Consider the following 18,216-nt stretch of genomic DNA (forward strand, 5'->3'; position numbering starts at 1 on the left):
TCAAGAGTGGCCTGTGTCGCGCAAAACCGAGAGTTCGAGCCGGTGGAGCTGTGCGAGCATCCTGTTCACGTGGATGACGGGCCACAGCGCGAGCTTGATCATCAAGGACATGATGAGGAGCACCGCGGCAGGGATTCCCCACTTCACAGCAGTAAGGGCATCGGCAGCGGCGAAGAAACCAATTGCGGCCCAGACACCGGCACCGAAGAGGACGAGTTGCGCGGTCATCATCATCATGCTTACCCAACCGGTGCGGCCCGAGAAGATTCCGATAAGTTGAGACAATTACGGAGGTTCTTGCTCGGTGCCTGCGCACGTGACCGCATCATCCCGCAGATTGGAGGCAAGAGCGCGGTCCGTTTGATTGCTCGCGATGAGACTGGCGCAGCGTCGCGTCACGATCCGATACGACCACGCCGGGAACGCACGCGCATCGCGCAGGGTTCGGATACCTTTTGCGATCTTGACCCACGCGGATTGTGCTGCGTCCCTGGCTTGTTCACGGTGGCCAAGCAGACGGCAGGCGTGCGCAACCAGTTTGGGGTGCCACTGCCGCGCCAGTCTTTCGAAGGACGTGTGGCAGCCGTCAATCGCGCGTTGCGCGATGCGAACTTCCTCTTCGCGATCAGGCCTGTTCTCGTGCGAACCATGCATCATGCAGGTAAGGTGGTCTGGATCACGCATTTGGTTCAATTGTCAGAGGTCCGACATTTTTGGCGATCGATCGATGGTATCAACGGCGGCAGGGCCGCCCCTCATATTGTCGGCGATGAATTACGTATTCGCGCCCATTCCAGCGCTCGACTGGGAAACACATGCCGGGGCCACCAATTTCGACGTCAGGCCAGCCTCCGGCGCCTTTGGTTGCCAGGAATGTCGCGATACCGGTGCGCGATGCGACCAGCCTCCAGGACCCATTGGCTTGCTTGCTGACGATATTGAAAACGACCCCCGTGATCCCGAAACAGAAGGTGCTTCCCTCGGTGATGACTGCCTCCGGGCGTCCGTCGCCGTTGAGGTCCTTCATCTGCTCGATCGCTCCCGGCGTATAGCCTGCCGTGCTGGGGTCTTCGCATTTGCGCCATTGCCCGCCTGACTTCTGGCCGACCCCAAGGGCCCACTCCAGCGCATGGTCAATTCTCCCCGGGGGTGTTGTCCATCCAGACCAAAGTTCGATGGTCGGCCGCCACTCGCTGAAGGGATCCGGGGAGACTAAGGCCGACCATCGAATTGAGTTGATCGTTGCTTCGGCAGGGTGGCAACGAGTCCGGGACGATTTTCTCCGTGAGCATGTATTGTTTACCGCAGCTCGGCGCCAGCGGCACCTAAAAAGGTCATAATAGAGATCACGCGACACTGTCGGTGGCCTGATTATGCATCGTTACGAGATTGGTGATCGGCTTGCCTGAGGAGGAGGCGAGACCGCCATTGGCGCGCCAGCGGCGGCCGCCATGCGAGGTGAACCGCGCCAAAGCCGACAGCGGCCGAAACGGTCGCAAACAGGAGGAGACCGGCGATTATGGGCAGCGTGGTCCCCATCACCATGCTGAGCATCGATGTCGACAGGTCATTCACCGCTGCAGGCATTGCGCCGGTCCCGCCAGATGAGCCAAGGAAATGGTTGCCTACGCGAAACGCGGCATAGTAGATCGGCGGAAAGGTGAACGGATTTATGACCAGCGTCGCCAGCGCTGCAACGAGGGGTTCCCGCGAGCAGAAGCAGCGAGAAGGTCCGCGACGACAATCTGCCCGATCGGCAGGACAAATCCCACGAAAAGCCCCAAGGCAACAGGGAAGGGCAAATCCTCTGTTCGGTTGACAATCGATGGCTGATCACTGTCTCGCGAGTTGTGATAGACGCGATCGGTGCCAAGACTACAGATTGGCGGACATACTGGCCAGGAGTCGCTTGAAGGTGGCAATGTCATTAGCCGATATGCCAGCGAGCAACCGTTCGTAGACCACATCGGCTTCCGCCCTAAGCGCGGGCAGGATGCCGATGGCTTTTGGGCGCAGATGCAAGGTCCACACCCGGCGATTGCCTTCGACAGCGCGGCGCTCGACATAGTCCGCCTTTTCGAGCTGGTCTATGACATGGCCAACGCTTGCACGCTCCAGCTCCAGGCATTTGGCGAGTTCGGTCTGGGTCAGACCGGGTGTCCTGAAGATATAGGCGAGTGCGCGCCATTGGGTGCGGGTTAGCCCGAACTTCGCGGTCGATGCATCGAACACGCGGCGGAGCTTGCGCGGCACCTCCTCGATCAGGAACACGAGCCCATCGGCTTCGGTAAGGTAGCTTTGCTCGTCGGACGTCTTCGCCATGGTCGTCGCTCATAGCCTTCGATTGCTCAAAAGGACAGTCTTTACTGTAAAATATCTTATAGTAAGATATAAGCATGTCGAATCCGCACGTCACACTCTCCGGCCATTCCGGTCATGCCATAGCCGCACTCACCGAAGGACCTGAGCAAGGATTTCCGGTACTTCTCGCCCACGGTGGAGGGCAGACCAAGCGGGCGTGGAAGCAGGTGACGGCGATGCTGGCCAGACATGGGTTCCGCGCCATCGCGCTGGACCTGCGCGGTCATGGCGACAGCGCCTGGGCCGATGACGGTGCCTATGACATCGTGGATTTCGCTGGCGATCTGGTCGCCATCGCCGGGTCGCTCGACCGCAAACCCGCGCTGATCGGAGCATCGCTTGGCGGGCTGGCCGGGATCATGGCCGAAGGTGAGGTCGCCCCCGGCAGCTTCGCCTCGCTGACCCTTGTGGACATCACCCCGCAAATGGAGGCGGGCGGCGTAACGCGCGTGGTAGGTTTCATGGCGGCGCACGCGCGCGAAGGCTTTGCCTCGCCCGACGAGGCGGCGCGGGTGATCTCCGAATATCTCCCCCATCGCCCAAGCCGCAAGGCGTCGTCCGGTCTCGCCCATTACCTGCGGTTGAAGCCGGACGGACGCTACTACTGGCATTGGGATCCCGCCTTCATCGATGGCATCATGCGCCGCAACGCCGAGCGCGGCGATGGCAGCGACTATGGACGCGGCGAACTGGGCGAAGCCGCTGCGCGGCTTGCGCTGCCGGTCCACCTGATCCGGGGCGGATCGAGCGATCTGGTCTCGCCCGAAGCCGTCGCGCATTTCCGCGCGCTGGTTCCCCACGCCGCTTACAGCGACATCGCCGATGCGACGCATATGGTGGTCGGCGACCAGAACGACGCCTTTGGCGATGCGATCCTCGACTTCCTGATGCGGACACACGGAACGGAGATCGCGGCATGAGTGAACCTGCAGCGAAGGTCGACCTCGAACAGCTCCGTGCGATGCTGCTCATCGCGCCGTTCCACCAATGGCTGGGGCTGGATATCGCCGAACTGACAGACGAGGCGCTGATCCTCGAGATGCCGTGGCGCGAGGAAATCGTCTCCAACCCGATGATCGGATCGGCCCATGGCGGTGTCCTCTCGGCGCTGATCGACCTGACCGGGCTTTGCACCATCAACGCGCTCGGCGGATCGGCGCGCGCGACGGCTGACATGCTGGTCGATTTCCACCGACCCGCCACTTCGGGGCCGCTGCGCGCGATCGGGCGGGTGGTCAAGCTGGGCAAGCAATTGAGCGTTGCCGAGACCCGGATCGAAGATGCCGAGGGCAGGCTGCTGGCCAGCGGACGGGGTGCCTATGTCGGCTAAGCCCTTAGCTGCTCCGGGAGCCTTGGCAGTACTTGCGCTGGCGGGTTGCGTTGCGGTCCCCGACGCCGGAGTTCGTCCGGTCATGGAAACCGCCGACACAATCGAGGCTGCGCAGACGTTGGCCGTGCGCGGCAATACGGCCTGGCCGCCAGACCAATGGTGGCGCCTTGCGGGCGATCCGCAACTGACCGCGCTGATCGAGGAGGGCCTTTCCAATTCGCCGCAGGTTGCGGTGGCGGTGGCGCGGGTCAGGCGCGCGGAAGCCGAGGCGCAGCGCGTCGGGGCCGCGCGGCTTCCCGCGATCGGTGCCGAGGCCGAAGGCGGCCTGCGCCGTCAGAGCGGCAACAACGGCATCCCCGCGCAGTTCCTCCCCGATGGCTGGAAAGACTACGGGCAGACCTCGCTGAGTTTCGGCTTCGACCTCGACCTGTGGGGTCGCAACCGCGCTGCCTATGCTGCCGCGACATCGGAGGCCCGCGCGGCGATGGTCGATGCGGCGCAGGCTCGCCTCGTGCTCTCGGTCGCGATAGCCGCCGCCTACGCAGAGCTCGGGCGCCATTACCGCGAGCGCGACAACGCAGCGGCCACGCTCGCCAACCGCCGCTCGATGCGCGAGCTTGTCGCCCAGCGCCAACGCAACGGGCTCGACAACCTCGCCAGCCTGCGCCGCGCCGATGCCGAAGTTGCCTTGGCGGAGCAGGATCTGGCAGCCGTCGATGAGAACATCGGCATCCGCCGCAACCAGCTTGCCGCGCTCCTGGGTGCTGGCCCGGATCGGGGAACGTCGATTACCCGTCCGCCGCTTGCACCCTCGACACCCGGCGGGGTTCCCGCCGGTGTCACCACCGATCTGCTTGGTCGGCGGCCCGATATCGTCGCGGCGCGCGAACGGGTCGAGGCCGCAGCCAGCCGCGTCAAGGTGGCGCGGGCCGGCTTCTTTCCGTCCGTGAACGTGAGGGCATTGGTAGGGCTTCAGGCGCTGGGACTTGGCAATCTGGTCGATTCGGGCTCGCTATTCGGAGCCGTCGGTCCGGCAATCAGCCTGCCGATCTTCCAGGGCGGCGCGCTCAAGGCGCAATATGGCAGCGCTGAGGCGGCCTATGACGAGGCCGTTGCGAACTACAACCAGACCGTTGTCACCGCGTACCAGCAGGCTGCCGACGCGGTGACCCAGCGCGACGCAGCGGACAAGCGGCTTGGCGCAACCCGCACGGCGCTGGCCGCAAGCGAGGAAGCGCTAGGTCTGGTGCGCACACGCTACGAGGCCGGGCTTGCCAGTTACCTCGATGTCCTCGCCAGTGAACGCAGCGCGCAAGACCTTCGCGTCGCAGTCATCGGCCTTGAGACATACGAACGCGGGGCGACGCTGGCGATGATCCGTGCACTGGGCGGCGGGTTCGACGCGGCCACTACCCAACCATCAGGACAGACCGAGCAATGAGCGATACTGCGACACAAGCTGCCGAAGTCGATCCGGAACTGTCCGCCTTTCGCAAGGCACGCCGGACGATGTGGCTCAAGCGCCTGGCCATTGTGCTCGCAGTGGCGGCTCTCGCATGGGGTGCCTGGTATGTGCTGGTCGCCCGCAACTATGTCAGCACCGACAACGCCTACGTGAATGCGCGAATGGCGCAGGTCACGCCGCTGGTTGTCGGATCGGCCATCGAGGTGCTGGTCGAAGACACGCAGCAGGTGAAGGCGGGTGATGTCCTCGTCCGGCTCGATCAGGCCAATGCCAAAATCGCCGTCGCGCAGGCTGAAGCCGATCTTGCCGCCGCCCGCCGCAAATTCGGGCAGGCGGTTGCGACCAACAGCGCGCTGTCGGCGCAGATCGACACATCAAGCGCCGGTCTTGTCCAGGCGCAGGCAAGGCTCCGCTCCGCGCAGGCCGAGTTCGACAAGGCGCGGATCGACTTGCGGCGCCGTGAGGCCGTCATTGCCAGCGGCGCGATCTCGGGTGAGGAACTGACCCAGGCGCGCAAGGCCTACGCCTCCGCCAACGCGGCGCTCGAGGCGGCCCGCGGGGGCATCTCCGAAGTCACTTCGGCCCGACGGGTCGCGCAAGGGCAACTTGCCGCCAACGACGCCCTGGTGCGCGGCTCCAGCGTAGATACCGACCCAGCGGTTCAGGCGGCCAAGGCCCGGCTCGATGCCGCCTTGCTCGACCTCCAGCGTACCGAAATTCGCGCGCCGGTTTCCGGGGTGGTGAGCCGCCTGCAGATTCAGGTGGGACAGCGCCTGAGCCCCGGTCAGACTATCATGACCATCGTCCCGATCGACAAGCTCTACGTCGATGCCAACTTCAAGGAAGGCCAACTCGGCCGTGTCCGTCCTGGCATGGCTGTAACCCTCAAGTCGGATCTTTATGGCGGCGATGTCGTCTACCAAGGCAAGGTCACCGGGCTGGCCGGCGGTACGGGATCGTCGATGGCAATCATCCCCGCCCAGAACGCCACCGGCAACTGGATCAAGACTGTCCAGCGCCTGCCGGTGCGGATCGAGCTTGATCCTGCCGAACTGCGCAAGCACCCGTTGCGCGTCGGGCTGTCGATGGAAGTCGAGATCGATGTTTCCGGTGAGTGAAACCAGATGAGCGAGACCGCTTCATCAGGCGCAGGAATAGCCCCGTCCCGGCAGCTTGTTGCCGGGCTCGTGCTTGCCCTTGCCAATTTCATGGTCATTCTCGACCTGAGCATCGCCAATGTCTCGATCCCGCATATCGCGGGCAATCTGGGCATCACGCTTGAACAAGGCGCATGGGTCATCACCTCCTACGCGGTCGCCGAGGCGATCTGCGTTCCCTTGACCGGATGGGTCGCCGGACGCTTCGGATCGGTACGCACCTTCCTGTTCAGCATGGTCGGGTTCGGGATCTGCTCATTCCTGTGCGGGATCTCAGTCACGATGGGCATGCTGGTCGCCAGTCGTATCGGACAGGGAATTTTCGGCGCCTTCCTGATGCCCATGTCGCAAACCTTGCTGCTCAGCGTGTTCCCGCCCGAGAAGCGCAATATGGCGATGGGACTATGGGCTGTTACACTGCTGATGGGACCTGCTCTTGGTCCAATGATCGGTGGCTATCTCACAGAAAATTATTCCTGGCATTGGATATTCCTGATCAACTTGCCCGTCGCCATCCTGTGCATCGTGGTGGGTTTCGCGCTGCTCAGGCCGATCGAGACCGAGCGGCAGATCCTGCCGATCGACTATGTCGGCCTTGCCTTGCTGGTGCTCTGGGTCGGCTGCCTCCAGATCGTGCTCGACCTTGGCCGTAACCACGACTGGTTCGCCGACCCGATGATCGTGGCGCTGGCGATCACCTCTGCCGTGGGTTTTATCGTTTTCATTATCTGGGAGTTGGGCGAGGATCACCCGATCGTCGATTTGCGAGTCCTGCGGCACCGTGGCTTCAGCGTCAGCCTGACTGTTCTGTCGCTCGCATTTGCCGGATACTTCGCGGGGTTTGTCGTTGTCCCCCAGTGGCAGCAAGCCTGGCTCGGATTTCCTGCGACAGCAGCCGGCTTGTCCTCTTCGTTTTCGGCTATGGGCGGACTGATTACCGCGCCGGTGGTGGCTTTTCTGATGAGCCGCCTCGACCTGCGTGTCCTTGTTTCGTGCGGCGTCACCTGGATTGCGGCGATGACGCTCGTGCGCACAACCTGGACAACAGACTCCGATTTCTGGACCCTCAGCATTCCGCAGTTCGTTCAGGGGCTGGGCACTCCCTTCATGATGCTTCCTCTCATGACCCTGACGCTCAATACGGTTGAGGAAAACGAGGTGGCATCGGCCGCCGGCCTGCAAAGCTTCATGCGAACCATCGCCACCGCCGTAGCGACTTCCATCACTCTGTCTTATTGGGGTGATACCCAGCGCATCGCGCGCAGCGATGCGGTGGCGGTCCTGCAGCCGGAAGCGGCGCAGGCAAGCCTTTCCAGCCTCGGCTTCCCTTCTGAACAGATAAGGCAAGTGCTCAGCAACATGGTTGAGCTGGAGGCGACAACGCTGGCGCTTATTCATACCTTCTGGGCGACCACAGCCGTTTTGCTTTTTGCCGCCGCCCTGATCTGGCTTGCCCCACGACCGTCGAAATCAGGCGGCATTACGATGGGCCACTAAAGAAGACTGACCGGCAACCAGGAGGCAGATCTGGCTCTGTCGGCTCCAGAACTTCATTGGCCTTATGTCTTGACCCGACGCGACAGCAGGATTGATGCAACCACCAACAGCGAACCGATCAGGTGGTATTTTGCGAACCGTTCTCCAAGCAGTGGTACGGCCATCAGAACCCCGAACACTGATGGCAGGTTCATGTAGACCCCCGCGCGGCCCGAGCCGACCAAGGCGACCGCGCGATTGAACAGCGCGTAGGACAGCAGCGAAGGAAATATCCCGACATAGAGCAGGGATGCGAGCGCTGCGGGTGAAGCCACGGTCAGGCCAGCCCACCAGAGGTGCCAGGCATAGGGCACACTCAAAGCCGCGATCCCGACCCCGAACAGGACAACCAGCAAACTGAGGTGGTGCATCGCCGGTGCGCGGCGCAGGAAGGTAGCATAGGCGGAATAGAGAAAAACCGCAATGATGGCGAGCAGATCGCCTCGGTTCAGCGCATCCCAGCGCAGATAGTCGGGATGCCCCTTGGTCATGATCCACGCGATTCCGGTGATCGAAAGGAGTGCGCAAACGAGAAGGATCGGGTGCACCCTCTCCCGAAACAGCACAACTGGCATGAGCAGGGTCATCACCGGCATGGTCGATTGCAACAGAAGATTGTTGGTCGCGGTGGTGAACTGCAAGCTTTGATAGACGAGAAAGGAAAACAGCCCCACTCCTAAGGCCCCGAGGAGCCCAAGGAACCGCCAGCCGCCGACAATGGCGGACAGGTCGTCGCGGAGGTGTCGCCAAGCGAACGGGAGCACGAAGACCAGCGCCACCACCCACCGCCAGAACGCCAGCGTCACGGGTGAGAGCAAGTCCTTGGCCGCCCGCCCGACGATCGGATTCAGGGCCCAAAAGAACGAGGCCAGACACAGCAACAGGGCTGGTGATTGCCAGAGCCTGGACACAAGACCCAGGATGCTGGACGTGTTGCGGTCGGCATCTTGCAACCTAAAATTCTCCCCAGAAACGCGGCTTGAGAATCGTCCTTGCGCCAACGGTAGGTTTTGCATATGGTGCATCGCGTTGCATGTATAGCGCGAATCGACTATGCAGCACTCGGAACAAAAAGCATGGGAGCGATGCGATGAATGGATCGTCGGCACTCGTCGACAACGCCGGTGCGAGCCAGTCTCGCCGGGTGTTCTGGGATCAAGATGTCTATCAGCTGGAGCTGGAGCGGATATTCTCGCGATGCTGGCTCATGCTCGGACATGATTCGCTAGTTCCCAAACCGGGCGACTTCATTACGACGTACATGGCAGAAGACCGTGTCATCTTGTCGCGGCAGCCGGACGGTTCGCTGAAGGCGTTCATCAATTCCTGCACTCACCGCGGCAACCAGATCTGTCATGCCGACAGCGGCAGCGCCAAGGCGTTCGTGTGCAATTATCATGGTTGGGTTTTCGGTCAGGATGGTTCGCTCGTCGATGTTCCGATGGAAGAGCGGTGCTATCACAGCGATCTCGACAAATCCAAGCTGGGGCTCGCGCCGATCCGGGTCGAAACTTACAAGGGCTTCATCTTCGGCTGCCATGATCCCGAAGCGCCATCGCTTGAGGACTATCTGGGGGACTTCTGCTGGTACCTCGATACGATCTGGGACGGTCCGGACGGTGGTCTGGAACTGCTCGGGCCGCCGTTGAAGAGCACCCTCGCCTGCAATTGGAAAGTCCCGACCGAGAACTTCGTCGGCGATGGGTATCACGTGGGCTGGACGCATGCCGCCGCTCTCCAGATGATCGGGGGCGAGCTGGCTGGCCTGTCGGGCAATCGCGCCGACATGCCGTTTGACGACCTTGGTCTGCAATTCACCATGCGGCATGGCCACGGGTTTGGCCTGATCGATAACGCGGCGACTGCGATCCACGTCAAGCGCGACGGGTACGTCAAATATCTCGAGGAGACGCGGGGCGGAATTCGCGAAAAATTCGGGCCGGAGCGCGAACGGCTCTATGTCGGTCACTGGAATACGTCGATCTTCCCAAACTGTTCGTTCCTCTACGGAACCAACACCTTCAAGATCTGGCATCCGCGCGGGCCGCATGAAATCGAGGTCTGGACCTATACCATGGTGCCGAAGAATGCCGACACCGAAACAAAGCGGTCGATCCAGCGCGAAGCGATCCGTTCATTCGGAACGGCGGGAACGCTCGAAAGCGACGATGGCGAAAATATGTCGTCGGCTACCTACATCAACAACGGTATCATCACCCGCAAGGGGCGGATGAATTCGAGCATGGGCAAGGACCGCGAAGGGCCGCACCCCGTCTATCCAGGAATTGTCGGGGTCAGCTTCATCGGCGAAACCTCGTATCGGGGCTTTTATCGTTTCTGGCAAGAAATGCTCGATGCGCCGGATTGGGCAGCTATCCGGGCCAATGACGATACCTGGGATGTAATGTGGACCAACCGTAATTTTTGGCCTGATCGTCTGTCGGCGAAGCAAGCCGAGCCGCAAGACTGATCCCGACAGCAATCTGGACCGCAAGATGACCGAAACACGCAAGCCCGTAGGCATGGAACTGCATCATGCCATCGTCAGTCACTATTCCGCCGAGGTGCGGATGTTGCAAAACCAGCAATATCGCGAATGGTTCGATACTGTAATCGCCGAAGATATCCATTACTGGATGCCAGTTTACGAACAGCGGTTCGCACGTGACCGCCGCCCGGATCCAACCCCGGGGGATGCCGCAATCTACAACGATGACTATTCCGAGCTGCAGCAGCGGGTCGACCGGTTGCTGACGGGTCAGGTATGGATGGAAGATCCGCCATCACGAATCCGCTATTTCGTCACCAATGTCGAAGCATTCGAAATTGCACCGTTTGAATTCGAGGTCTTCTCTAACGTTCTGGTGCACCGCAATCGCCGACAGAGCGAAGTTTACGTGCACACGCTGGGACGCGAAGACAAGCTGCGGAAAACAGACAGCGGCTTCAAGGTATTCAGCAGAAAGCTGAATATCGACGCGCGCGTCGTGCAGGACAAGAATCTCTATTTCTTTGTATAAGCAAATTCAATCAAATAGAAATCAGGAAACGGGAGAGCAAAAATGGACGCATACGCGGCAATTATCGAGCGTCAGGGTGGCGAATTCGTTCTGGATAACGTCTCCATCGAGGATCCGCGCGACGGCGAAGTGCTGGTCAAGGTTGCCGCAGCTGGCATATGCCACACCGACCTGACGGTTCGCGATCAATATTATCCGACGCCGCTGCCGGCGGTGCTGGGCCATGAAGGTTCGGGTGTTGTCGAAAAGGTCGGCCGCGGCGTGACCACTGTCAAGCCAGGCGACAAGGTCGTGCTCTCCTTCAGCTATTGCGGCACCTGTCCATCGTGCCTCAAGGGCCATCAGGCCTATTGTCCGAGCCTGTTCCCGCTCAATTTCATGGGCCGCCGCCTGGATGGTTCGACGCCTATCACCCGCAACGGCCAAGAAGTCAACGCCTGCTTCTTCGGTCAATCCTCGTTCGCGACCTATTCGATCGCGTCGGAAAACAACTGCGTCAAGGTTGCCGACGACGCACAGATCGAACTTTTGGGCCCACTGGGCTGCGGCATCCAGACCGGGGCGGGCAGCATCCTCAATGCGCTTTGTCCCGAACCTGGCTCCTCGATCGCGATCTTCGGGGTCGGGTCGGTCGGCCTCAGCGCAGTGATGGCCGCCAAGGCCTCGGGCTGCCTCAAGATCATCGCGGTTGACCGCAACGCAGGCCGCTTGGAACTGGCGCGTGAACTGGGCGCCACCGATGTGATCGACGCCAACACGGTCAACGCTCAGGAAGCGATCGTCGCGATGACCGGTGGCGGCGCCGACTATGCCATGGATACCACCGCCATTCCAGCGGTGCTGCGCTCGGCGGTGGACAGCACGCACAACATGGGTGAAACCGCAGTGGTCGGCGGGGCGAAGCTGGGCACCGAATTTTCGCTAGACATGAACAACATGCTGTTTGGCCGCAAGTTGCGCGGCGTAGTCGAAGGATCGAGCACCCCGCAGGTCTTCATCCCGCAACTGATTGCGATGCAGAAGGCCGGGCTGTTCCCGTTCGAGAAGCTCTGCACCTTCTATGATCTCGACCAGATCAACCAGGCCGTCGAGGATACCGAAAAGACCGGCAAGGCGATCAAGGCCATTCTCAAAATGTAGATCGCTTCTGGGGCGGCGCACCAATCGAATTGCGCCGCCTTGGACCTGCACTTGGACCTCAGGAATTTAACAATGTCGAGTGTGTTTTCCTTCGGTTCCGGCGTTCTGGTCGCAGGTCAGATTGGTCTCGACAAGCGCGTCTTGGGCGGGAAAGGGGCCAACCTCGCCGAGATGGCGCGGATCGGGCTGCCCGTCCCGCCTGGATTCACGATTTCCGCCGGCGAATGCCTCGCTTATCTTGACCACGGCAGAGCTTCACTTGATCGCATCCGCGATGAGGTTTCGGCTGCTTTGGGGCTGGTCGAACGGGCGACGGGCAAGACGTTCGGCAATCCTCGCGATCCCCTGCTGGTCTCGGTGCGTTCGGGCGCGCGGGTATCCATGCCGGGGATGATGGACACGATCCTCAACCTTGGCATCAATGATGCTACCGTCACCGGCCTGGGCCAGTCCTCCGGGGATGAGCGGTTCGCGCTCGACAGTTATCGCCGCTTCATCCAGATGTATTCCAGTGTCGTGCTCGAAATCGAGCATGGCGTATTCGAGGCAGCCCTTGACCGCATCAAGGAAGATCGCGGCGTCGATGAGGATATCGATCTTCGAGTGGAGGATCTGCGCGGCGTGATCGCGACCTTCAAGGATCTCGTGCTTGCCCATCACGGCGCGGCCTTTCCTCAGGATGTACAGGAACAACTCTGGACGGCAATCGAGGCGGTGTTCCGCTCATGGGACTCACCGCGAGCCAAGGTCTACCGGCGCCTGAACGATATCCCCGGAGATTGGGGCACGGCGGTTAACGTCCAAGCCATGGTGTTCGGAAATCTTGGCGAGACCAGCGCTACCGGCGTCGCCTTTACCCGCAACCCTGCAACCGGCGAGAAGGCCTACTACGGCGAATGGCTGGCCAACGCCCAGGGTGAGGATGTTGTCGCCGGCATCCGCACGCCCCAGTATCTGACCAGGGCTGCCCGCGAAGCCGCAGGTGCGCGGCTTCCCTCAATGCAGGAAGCGATGCCGAAGGCCTATGCCCAACTTGCTGAGGTGTTCGAACTGCTGGAGCGCCACTATCGCGACATGCAGGACATCGAATTCACAGTCGAACGCGGCAGGCTCTACCTCCTTCAGACCCGTTCGGGCAAGCGCACCGCCAAGGCCGCGTTAAAGATCGCCGTCGACATGGTCGAGGAAGGCCTGATCGACCGAACAGCGGCACTACGCCGTCTGGATCCCGCTTCGCTCGACCAGTTGCTCCACCCCTCCCTCGATCCGGATGCGGAGCGCGTCGTGCTCGGCAAGGGCCTGCCGGCTTCTCCTGGCGCGGCCTCGGGCGGAGTGGTGTTCGATGCCGAAACCGCAGCACGCCGGGCGGAGCTGGGTGAAAAGGTGATTCTTGTCCGGCACGAGACCTCGCCCGACGACATTCACGGCATGCATGTGGCCCAGGGTATTCTGACCGCGCGGGGCGGAATGACCAGCCACGCTGCCGTTGTCGCAAGGGGCATGGGCCGGCCTTGTGTCGCAGGGACTTCCACCCTCAAGATCGATCCGGTCGCGCGGGTTGCCGAAGTGGGCGGGCAGCGGCTCGAAGAAGGTGCGTTCATCACGATCGACGGTTCGACCGGCGAAGTGTTTCTCGGAGAGCTGCCCACGATCCTGCCCGAACTATCGGGCGACTTTGCGACCGTGATGGCCTGGGCCGATCAGCACCGCCGCCTCAAGATCCGGACCAACGCGGAAACTCCGGTCGATTGCGCGATGGCGCGCCGCTTCGGCGCCGAGGGGGTCGGGCTGTGCCGGACCGAGCACATGTTCTTCGACGAGAACCGGATCCTCGCCATGCGGCAGATGATCCTGGCCGACAGCGAAAAGGAACGACGCTCCGCGCTCGACCAGCTATTGCCCGAACAGCGCACCGACTTCCGCCGGATCTTCGAAATCATGGAAGGCTTGCCAGTCACCATCCGCCTCCTCGATCCGCCGCTGCACGAGTTTCTGCCGCATACGGATAGCGAGTTCACCGAGCTTTCGCGGGCGATGGGTATTGACGTGGAGCAGGTTCGGCATCGCGCAATCGAATTGGCGGAAACCAACCCCATGCTGGGGCATCGAGGCTGCCGACTGGGCGTGGTCTATCCCGAAATATACGAAATGCAGGCTCGCGCGATTTTCGAGGCGGCGCTCGAAGTCGCGGGCGAGGCGGGCATGGCGGTCTGTCCCGAAATCATGATTCCGCTGGTCGGATTGCCGCGTGAACTGGAATCACTGAAGGATACCCTGTACAGGGTCGCTGAAGTCGTGTTCGCCGAAAAAGGCGAGCGGATCGCCTTTAGCGTTGGCACCATGATCGAGCTGCCGCGGGCAGCCCTGGTTGCCGACGAAATCGCTGCAAGCGGGGAATTCTTCTCGTTCGGAACCAATGATCTGACCCAGACTACGCTGGGGATCAGCCGCGACGATGCGGCGCGTTTCCTGGGTGCTTATGTGGAAAAAGGCATTATCGCCAAGGACCCGTTCGTCACCCTCGATATCGAAGGGGTCGGCAAGCTGATCGAAATGGCATCGCGCAAAGGGCGCGAAACCCGGCCCGACCTAAAACTGGGGATCTGCGGCGAGCACGGCGGCGATCCGGCCACGATCGCCTTCTGTGAGGAGATCGGGTTGGACTATGTCAGCGCCTCGCCGTTCCGCGTGCCGATCGCCCGACTGGCTGCCGCCCAAGCGGCGCTCACGGCTGCCTAGACCTGCACGGCAAACAACACTGTACCCGAACATCACCAAGACAAGGGAAAGCTGGACATGGACTACACTCGCAACGAAGCCAAGGCGTGGGCTACCAAGACGGTCAAAGGTTTCTATCAGTGTCCGATCACGCCGATGACCGCCGATTACAAGTTCGACGTGGACGGCATCCGTTACAACATCGACAAATATGTTGAAATGGGCGTCGATGGCCTGGCCGTGGGCGGGTTCATCGCCGAATGCTGGAACGTCTCCCCCTCCGACTGGTTTCGCTATCACGAGATCGTTGCGGAAGCGAACGCCGGGCGGCTCGACCTGTGGACCATTGTGCTCGATCCCAGCGTCTATACCGCGATCGAGAAGATGCAGTTCGTCGAGAAGCTGGGCTACAACGGGGCCGAGGTGATCAACCCGGTGGTCCAGCTCAAGCGCGACGATGAAATCTACGCCTGGTTCAAGTACCTGACCGACCACACCGATCTGGCGGTCTGCCTCTACCGCACCCCGGTTTCGGGCACGGTGCTGAGCTGGGACCTGATGCGCCGCCTGGCCGATATCGATACCGTGATCGGGGTCAAGCAGGGCGCGATGAGCCGCGCGGAGACCATCAAGATCCGCCAGCTGATGCCCGAAGGCTTCAACACGATGGAGCCGTTCGAATACTTCTTCCTCGACGATCTTCGTCTGGGCGGCACGGTCTGCTGGGGCGAGTTGTCCTACATGCTTTACGGCAAGAAGCGGCACTTCGCCAAGGAATACATCCGTCTGGCGCACGAAGGAAAATGGGAGGAAGCACGGGCCGCCTCCGATCAGCTCAGCGAAGTCCGCGAATTCTATCACGACAACTTCCTGTGGGATATTGCCCGCACCGCGACCTATGCCAGCGCACTTGCCAATGTGAAGGCCTGGTACGAGGCGATCGGCCTCAAGGCTGGTCCGATCCTGCCGCCGGTGGCCGATGTGACCCCGGAAAAGAAAGAGCAGATCAGGGCCAAGCTGGTCGAACTGGGCATTGCCTGAACCGAACGAACGGGAATCCCAAAGCATGTCCAAGCAATTGCATTTCTGTTTCCACGGCGCCGGCGGGCTGGGCTCGGTCATCGGCGGATTCCTGGCGCGCGGCGGCCACAAGGTAACGCTGATCGCGCGCAAGCCCCATGTCGAGGCGATCCGCCAGGATGGCCTGCAGATTTCCGGGGTGCGCGCCCAGTTCGTGCAGCGCGACAACCTCTTCGCGGTGGAGACACCCGAAGAGGTTGAAGGCGACATCGACTATTACATCCTGCTGACCAAGGCCAAAGGCACCGATCAGGCGCTGGCCGATGCGCAGGTGCTGGTCGATCGCACCGCTTGCGCGCTGACCTTGCAGAACGGCGTGGGCAAGGAAGACAAGCTCCAGGCTGCGTTCGGCAAGGACAAGGTGATCGGCGGCTCGATCATGGACGGAGCGACCCTGCTCGAGCCGGGCAAGGCGCTCAATCACATGGCGGTTCCGGTCACCGCCTATTTCGGCGAGCTGGAAGGCGGGGAGAGCGAGCGTACGCGGATCATGGCCGAAGCGCTCGACAAGGCGGGCATGGGTTCGCGCTCGACCCTCGACATTGTTCATGTCCATTGGGAAAAAGTGGTCCAGGTCGGCAGCGCCTCCTCGTGGAGCGCGAGCACATTGGGTGCGATTCCAAAGCTGGATTTCGTGGATGGCGTGGCGGTTCGCGAAGGCGCCGAACACTACGTCCATGTCGTCAAGGATCTGCTGGCGATCTACAAGGCGCTTGGCTACCAACCGCAAAATTACTTCGCGCCGGTATCCCGGTTGGTCGAGATCGAACGTGAAGGCTTTGAGGAAGCCGTTGCGGGGGTTATGGCCATGGGCACCCGGTTCAAACCGGAAAACCGCCCGGTTCGCACCTCGATGCACGACGATCTGGTGGCAGGTCGGCGGATGGAAGTGGACGAAGTCCTCGGCCCGCTTGCCGCCGCTGCTGAGCGTTTGGAGGTGTCCGCGCCGACCTTCCTCAGCGCCTATCGGGTTCTCAAGACCCTGAACAGTTACCTGTGAGCGGTGCTTGAGCGTGAAGCGCTATTCCATCGCCAGCATTCCAGGGGACGGGATTGGCCGCGAGGTAGTGCCTGCCGCAATCGAGGTACTGACCGCGACGGCCGACAAGTGCGGTTTCGCGCTCGATTTCCGGCATTTCGACTGGAGCTGCCAGACTTACCTCGAGACCGGCAAGATGATGCCCGATGACGGCCTTGACCAGTTGCGGGATCATGAGGCGGTGTTTCTGGGGGCGGTCGGTTATCCGGGCGTTCCGGACCATATTTCGCTTTGGGGTCTGTTGCTGCCGATCCGGCGTGAGTTCGAGCAATATGTTAATCTGCGTCCGGTGCGGCTGCTACCGGGGATCGCTTCGCCCCTGCGCGACAAAGCCCCCGGTGACATCGATTTCTGGGTGGTGCGCGAGAACTCCGAAGGCGAATATTCGCAGGTCGGCGGCCGGACCGGCACCGGCGAGGACGAGATCGTGGTCCAGCAGGCGATCTTTACGCGCCGCGGCACCGACCGGATCCTGCGGTATGCCTTCGATTTCGCGCGTCGGCTTGGCCGCAAGCATGTGACATCCGCCACCAAGTCGAACGGCCTCTATCATTCGATGCCGTTCTGGGACGAACGTTTCGCCGCGATTGGCGCGGAATATCCCGATGTTGCCGCCGATCAGTATCACGTCGACATTCTCGCGGCGCGCTTCGTCATGTCGCCTGAACGCTTCGATGTGGTGGTTGGTTCGAACCTGTTCGGCGATATTCTATCCGATCTGGGGCCGGGGATCACCGGCACCATCGCGGTGGCGCCTTCTGCCAACCTGAACCCCGAACGACGGTTCCCCTCGATGTTCGAACCGGTCCACGGGTCTGCCCCGGACATTGCCGGCCAGGGCATCGCCAATCCGATCGGCCAAATCTGGTCAGGCGCGATGATGCTGGAACACTTGGGTGAGACCGAAGCCGCCGCGCTGGTGATGCGCGCGCTCGAAACGGCGCTCACTGCTCCCGATATTGCCAAGACTCCCGATCTTGGTGGCAAAGGGACCACCGTCGAGTTTGCGGATGCTGTCCGCAGCACTTTGCTGGGGCTCTAACCGGAACGTTGGCGATTCCGGCCTGACAAAAGGAAACATTGTGATGGCTGCCTATTTCATCGGATTGATCAAGTCGCACGACGAAGCCTGGGTGGCCGGCTACATGGCCGCGGTTCCGGCGCTGGTCGGACGGCACGGCGGGACAATGATCTGCCGCTCGAACCAGTTTGTCCGTTACGAGGGCGAAGGGACCGAGCCGGACTATGTCGTCGTGATCGAGTTCCCTTCGATGGAGGCGATCGACGCCTTCATGAACGATCCCGATTACGCGCCGCACAAGGATGCGCGCATCGCCAGCACCACCTCGGACATCTTCGCGATTGCCTGA

19 protein-coding genes and 1 pseudogene are annotated in these 18,216 nt (G+C 61.6%); 13 read left to right on the forward strand and 7 right to left on the reverse strand.

Annotated features, from left to right (window positions below; all coding sequences use genetic code 11):
• The 6 genes and pseudogenes from NJ75_RS17715 to NJ75_RS17735 form a co-directional block, all read right to left on the reverse strand.
• Nucleotides 1–285 (reverse strand): DUF6768 family protein, encoded by a 285-nt coding sequence (locus tag NJ75_RS17715; RefSeq protein ID WP_010890891.1) that lies wholly within the window; start codon nt 283–285, stop codon nt 1–3.
• Complete coding sequence (locus NJ75_RS23455; RefSeq protein WP_049759553.1) at nt 286–657, reverse strand: RNA polymerase sigma factor; 372 nt, start codon at nt 655–657, stop codon at nt 286–288.
• A 76-nt stretch (nt 658–733) separates the two neighbouring features.
• Nucleotides 734–1,027, reverse strand: coding sequence for a hypothetical protein (locus NJ75_RS17725; protein ID WP_011906631.1), 294 nt, complete (start codon nt 1,025–1,027; stop codon nt 734–736).
• A 319-nt stretch (nt 1,028–1,346) separates the two neighbouring features.
• Nucleotides 1,347–1,472 carry a hypothetical protein gene (locus tag NJ75_RS25335; protein ID WP_267904643.1) on the reverse strand — a complete coding sequence of 42 codons (126 nt, stop codon included), beginning with the start codon at nt 1,470–1,472 and terminating at the stop codon, nt 1,347–1,349.
• A 10-nt stretch (nt 1,473–1,482) separates the two neighbouring features.
• Nucleotides 1,483–1,827: pseudogene (locus NJ75_RS25435) on the reverse strand (DUF2062 domain-containing protein); the annotation flags it as partial.
• Between the two features lie 48 nt (nt 1,828–1,875).
• Nucleotides 1,876–2,322, reverse strand: coding sequence for a MarR family winged helix-turn-helix transcriptional regulator (locus tag NJ75_RS17735; RefSeq protein ID WP_011906632.1), 447 nt, complete (start codon nt 2,320–2,322; stop codon nt 1,876–1,878).
• Between the two features lie 74 nt (nt 2,323–2,396).
• Between NJ75_RS17735 and NJ75_RS17740 the strand changes: the two genes are divergently transcribed.
• The 5 genes from NJ75_RS17740 to NJ75_RS17760 are packed head-to-tail and all read left to right on the forward strand — an operon-like array spanning nt 2,397 to nt 7,810.
• Complete coding sequence (locus NJ75_RS17740; protein WP_011906633.1) at nt 2,397–3,281, forward strand: alpha/beta fold hydrolase; 885 nt, start codon at nt 2,397–2,399, stop codon at nt 3,279–3,281.
• Complete coding sequence (locus NJ75_RS17745) at nt 3,278–3,691, forward strand: hotdog fold thioesterase (protein WP_039336906.1); 414 nt, start codon at nt 3,278–3,280, stop codon at nt 3,689–3,691. Before NJ75_RS17740 ends, NJ75_RS17745 begins: the two co-directional genes overlap by 4 nt.
• Entirely contained in the window at nt 3,681–5,132 is a 1,452-nt protein-coding gene (locus NJ75_RS17750; protein ID WP_039336907.1) for an efflux transporter outer membrane subunit, read from the forward strand. Before NJ75_RS17745 ends, NJ75_RS17750 begins: the two co-directional genes overlap by 11 nt.
• A complete protein-coding gene (locus tag NJ75_RS17755) occupies nt 5,129–6,274 on the forward strand; it encodes an EmrA/EmrK family multidrug efflux transporter periplasmic adaptor subunit (protein ID WP_039336910.1) in 1,146 nt (381 codons plus the stop codon). Before NJ75_RS17750 ends, NJ75_RS17755 begins: the two co-directional genes overlap by 4 nt.
• Nucleotides 6,275–6,280: 6 nt before the next feature.
• Complete coding sequence (locus tag NJ75_RS17760) at nt 6,281–7,810, forward strand: DHA2 family efflux MFS transporter permease subunit (protein ID WP_039336911.1); 1,530 nt, start codon at nt 6,281–6,283, stop codon at nt 7,808–7,810.
• A 62-nt stretch (nt 7,811–7,872) separates the two neighbouring features.
• Here the strand turns inward: NJ75_RS17760 and NJ75_RS17765 are convergent, their stop codons facing one another.
• A complete protein-coding gene (locus tag NJ75_RS17765) occupies nt 7,873–8,802 on the reverse strand; it encodes a DMT family transporter (protein WP_010890881.1) in 930 nt (309 codons plus the stop codon).
• A 137-nt stretch (nt 8,803–8,939) separates the two neighbouring features.
• Here NJ75_RS17765 and NJ75_RS17770 point away from each other — a divergent pair, with 137 nt between their 5' ends.
• The 8 genes from NJ75_RS17770 (at nt 8,940) to NJ75_RS17805 (ending at nt 18,216) form a co-directional block, all read left to right on the forward strand.
• On the forward strand, nt 8,940–10,319 hold the full coding sequence (locus NJ75_RS17770) for an aromatic ring-hydroxylating oxygenase subunit alpha (protein ID WP_039336913.1): 1,380 nt from the start codon (nt 8,940–8,942) through the stop codon (nt 10,317–10,319).
• Between the two features lie 25 nt (nt 10,320–10,344).
• Entirely contained in the window at nt 10,345–10,869 is a 525-nt protein-coding gene (locus NJ75_RS17775; RefSeq protein WP_039336915.1) for an aromatic-ring-hydroxylating dioxygenase subunit beta, read from the forward strand.
• A gap of 42 nt (nt 10,870–10,911) precedes the next feature.
• Nucleotides 10,912–12,009: an NAD(P)-dependent alcohol dehydrogenase gene (locus tag NJ75_RS17780; RefSeq protein WP_039336917.1), complete on the forward strand. Its 1,098-nt coding sequence runs from the start codon at nt 10,912–10,914 to the stop codon at nt 12,007–12,009.
• A 72-nt stretch (nt 12,010–12,081) separates the two neighbouring features.
• Nucleotides 12,082–14,748 (forward strand): pyruvate, phosphate dikinase, encoded by a 2,667-nt coding sequence (gene ppdK, locus NJ75_RS17785; RefSeq protein ID WP_039336918.1) that lies wholly within the window; start codon nt 12,082–12,084, stop codon nt 14,746–14,748.
• A gap of 57 nt (nt 14,749–14,805) precedes the next feature.
• Nucleotides 14,806–15,768, forward strand: coding sequence for a dihydrodipicolinate synthase family protein (locus NJ75_RS17790; RefSeq protein ID WP_039336920.1), 963 nt, complete (start codon nt 14,806–14,808; stop codon nt 15,766–15,768).
• Between the two features lie 25 nt (nt 15,769–15,793).
• Nucleotides 15,794–16,807: a ketopantoate reductase family protein gene (locus NJ75_RS17795; protein ID WP_039336922.1), complete on the forward strand. Its 1,014-nt coding sequence runs from the start codon at nt 15,794–15,796 to the stop codon at nt 16,805–16,807.
• Nucleotides 16,808–16,820: 13 nt separating this feature from the next.
• On the forward strand, nt 16,821–17,888 hold the full coding sequence (locus NJ75_RS17800) for a tartrate dehydrogenase (protein WP_039337003.1): 1,068 nt from the start codon (nt 16,821–16,823) through the stop codon (nt 17,886–17,888).
• Between the two features lie 43 nt (nt 17,889–17,931).
• Nucleotides 17,932–18,216 carry a DUF1330 domain-containing protein gene (locus NJ75_RS17805; RefSeq protein WP_039336924.1) on the forward strand — a complete coding sequence of 95 codons (285 nt, stop codon included), beginning with the start codon at nt 17,932–17,934 and terminating at the stop codon, nt 18,214–18,216.

Origin of the sequence: Novosphingobium subterraneum (genome assembly GCF_000807925.1) — a bacterium.
In the GTDB taxonomy this organism is placed as follows: Bacteria; Pseudomonadota; Alphaproteobacteria; order Sphingomonadales; family Sphingomonadaceae; genus Novosphingobium; species Novosphingobium subterraneum.

Coding starts and splice junctions, on each gene's coding strand:
- NJ75_RS17745 (WP_039336906.1), top strand. CDS start 3,278: ATGAGTGAACCTGCAGCGAAGGTCGACCTCGAACAGCTCCGTGCGATG.
- NJ75_RS17740 (WP_011906633.1), top strand. CDS start 2,397: ATGTCGAATCCGCACGTCACACTCTCCGGCCATTCCGGTCATGCCATA.
- NJ75_RS17750 (WP_039336907.1), top strand. CDS start 3,681: ATGTCGGCTAAGCCCTTAGCTGCTCCGGGAGCCTTGGCAGTACTTGCG.
- NJ75_RS17775 (WP_039336915.1), top strand. CDS start 10,345: ATGACCGAAACACGCAAGCCCGTAGGCATGGAACTGCATCATGCCATC.
- NJ75_RS17790 (WP_039336920.1), top strand. CDS start 14,806: ATGGACTACACTCGCAACGAAGCCAAGGCGTGGGCTACCAAGACGGTC.
- NJ75_RS17760 (WP_039336911.1), top strand. CDS start 6,281: ATGAGCGAGACCGCTTCATCAGGCGCAGGAATAGCCCCGTCCCGGCAG.
- ppdK (WP_039336918.1), top strand. CDS start 12,082: ATGTCGAGTGTGTTTTCCTTCGGTTCCGGCGTTCTGGTCGCAGGTCAG.
- NJ75_RS17755 (WP_039336910.1), top strand. CDS start 5,129: ATGAGCGATACTGCGACACAAGCTGCCGAAGTCGATCCGGAACTGTCC.
- NJ75_RS17795 (WP_039336922.1), top strand. CDS start 15,794: ATGTCCAAGCAATTGCATTTCTGTTTCCACGGCGCCGGCGGGCTGGGC.
- NJ75_RS17780 (WP_039336917.1), top strand. CDS start 10,912: ATGGACGCATACGCGGCAATTATCGAGCGTCAGGGTGGCGAATTCGTT.
- NJ75_RS17770 (WP_039336913.1), top strand. CDS start 8,940: ATGAATGGATCGTCGGCACTCGTCGACAACGCCGGTGCGAGCCAGTCT.
- NJ75_RS17805 (WP_039336924.1), top strand. CDS start 17,932: ATGGCTGCCTATTTCATCGGATTGATCAAGTCGCACGACGAAGCCTGG.
- NJ75_RS17725 (WP_011906631.1), bottom strand. CDS start 1,027: ATGAAGGACCTCAACGGCGACGGACGCCCGGAGGCAGTCATCACCGAG.
- NJ75_RS17735 (WP_011906632.1), bottom strand. CDS start 2,322: ATGGCGAAGACGTCCGACGAGCAAAGCTACCTTACCGAAGCCGATGGG.
- NJ75_RS23455 (WP_049759553.1), bottom strand. CDS start 657: ATGATGCATGGTTCGCACGAGAACAGGCCTGATCGCGAAGAGGAAGTT.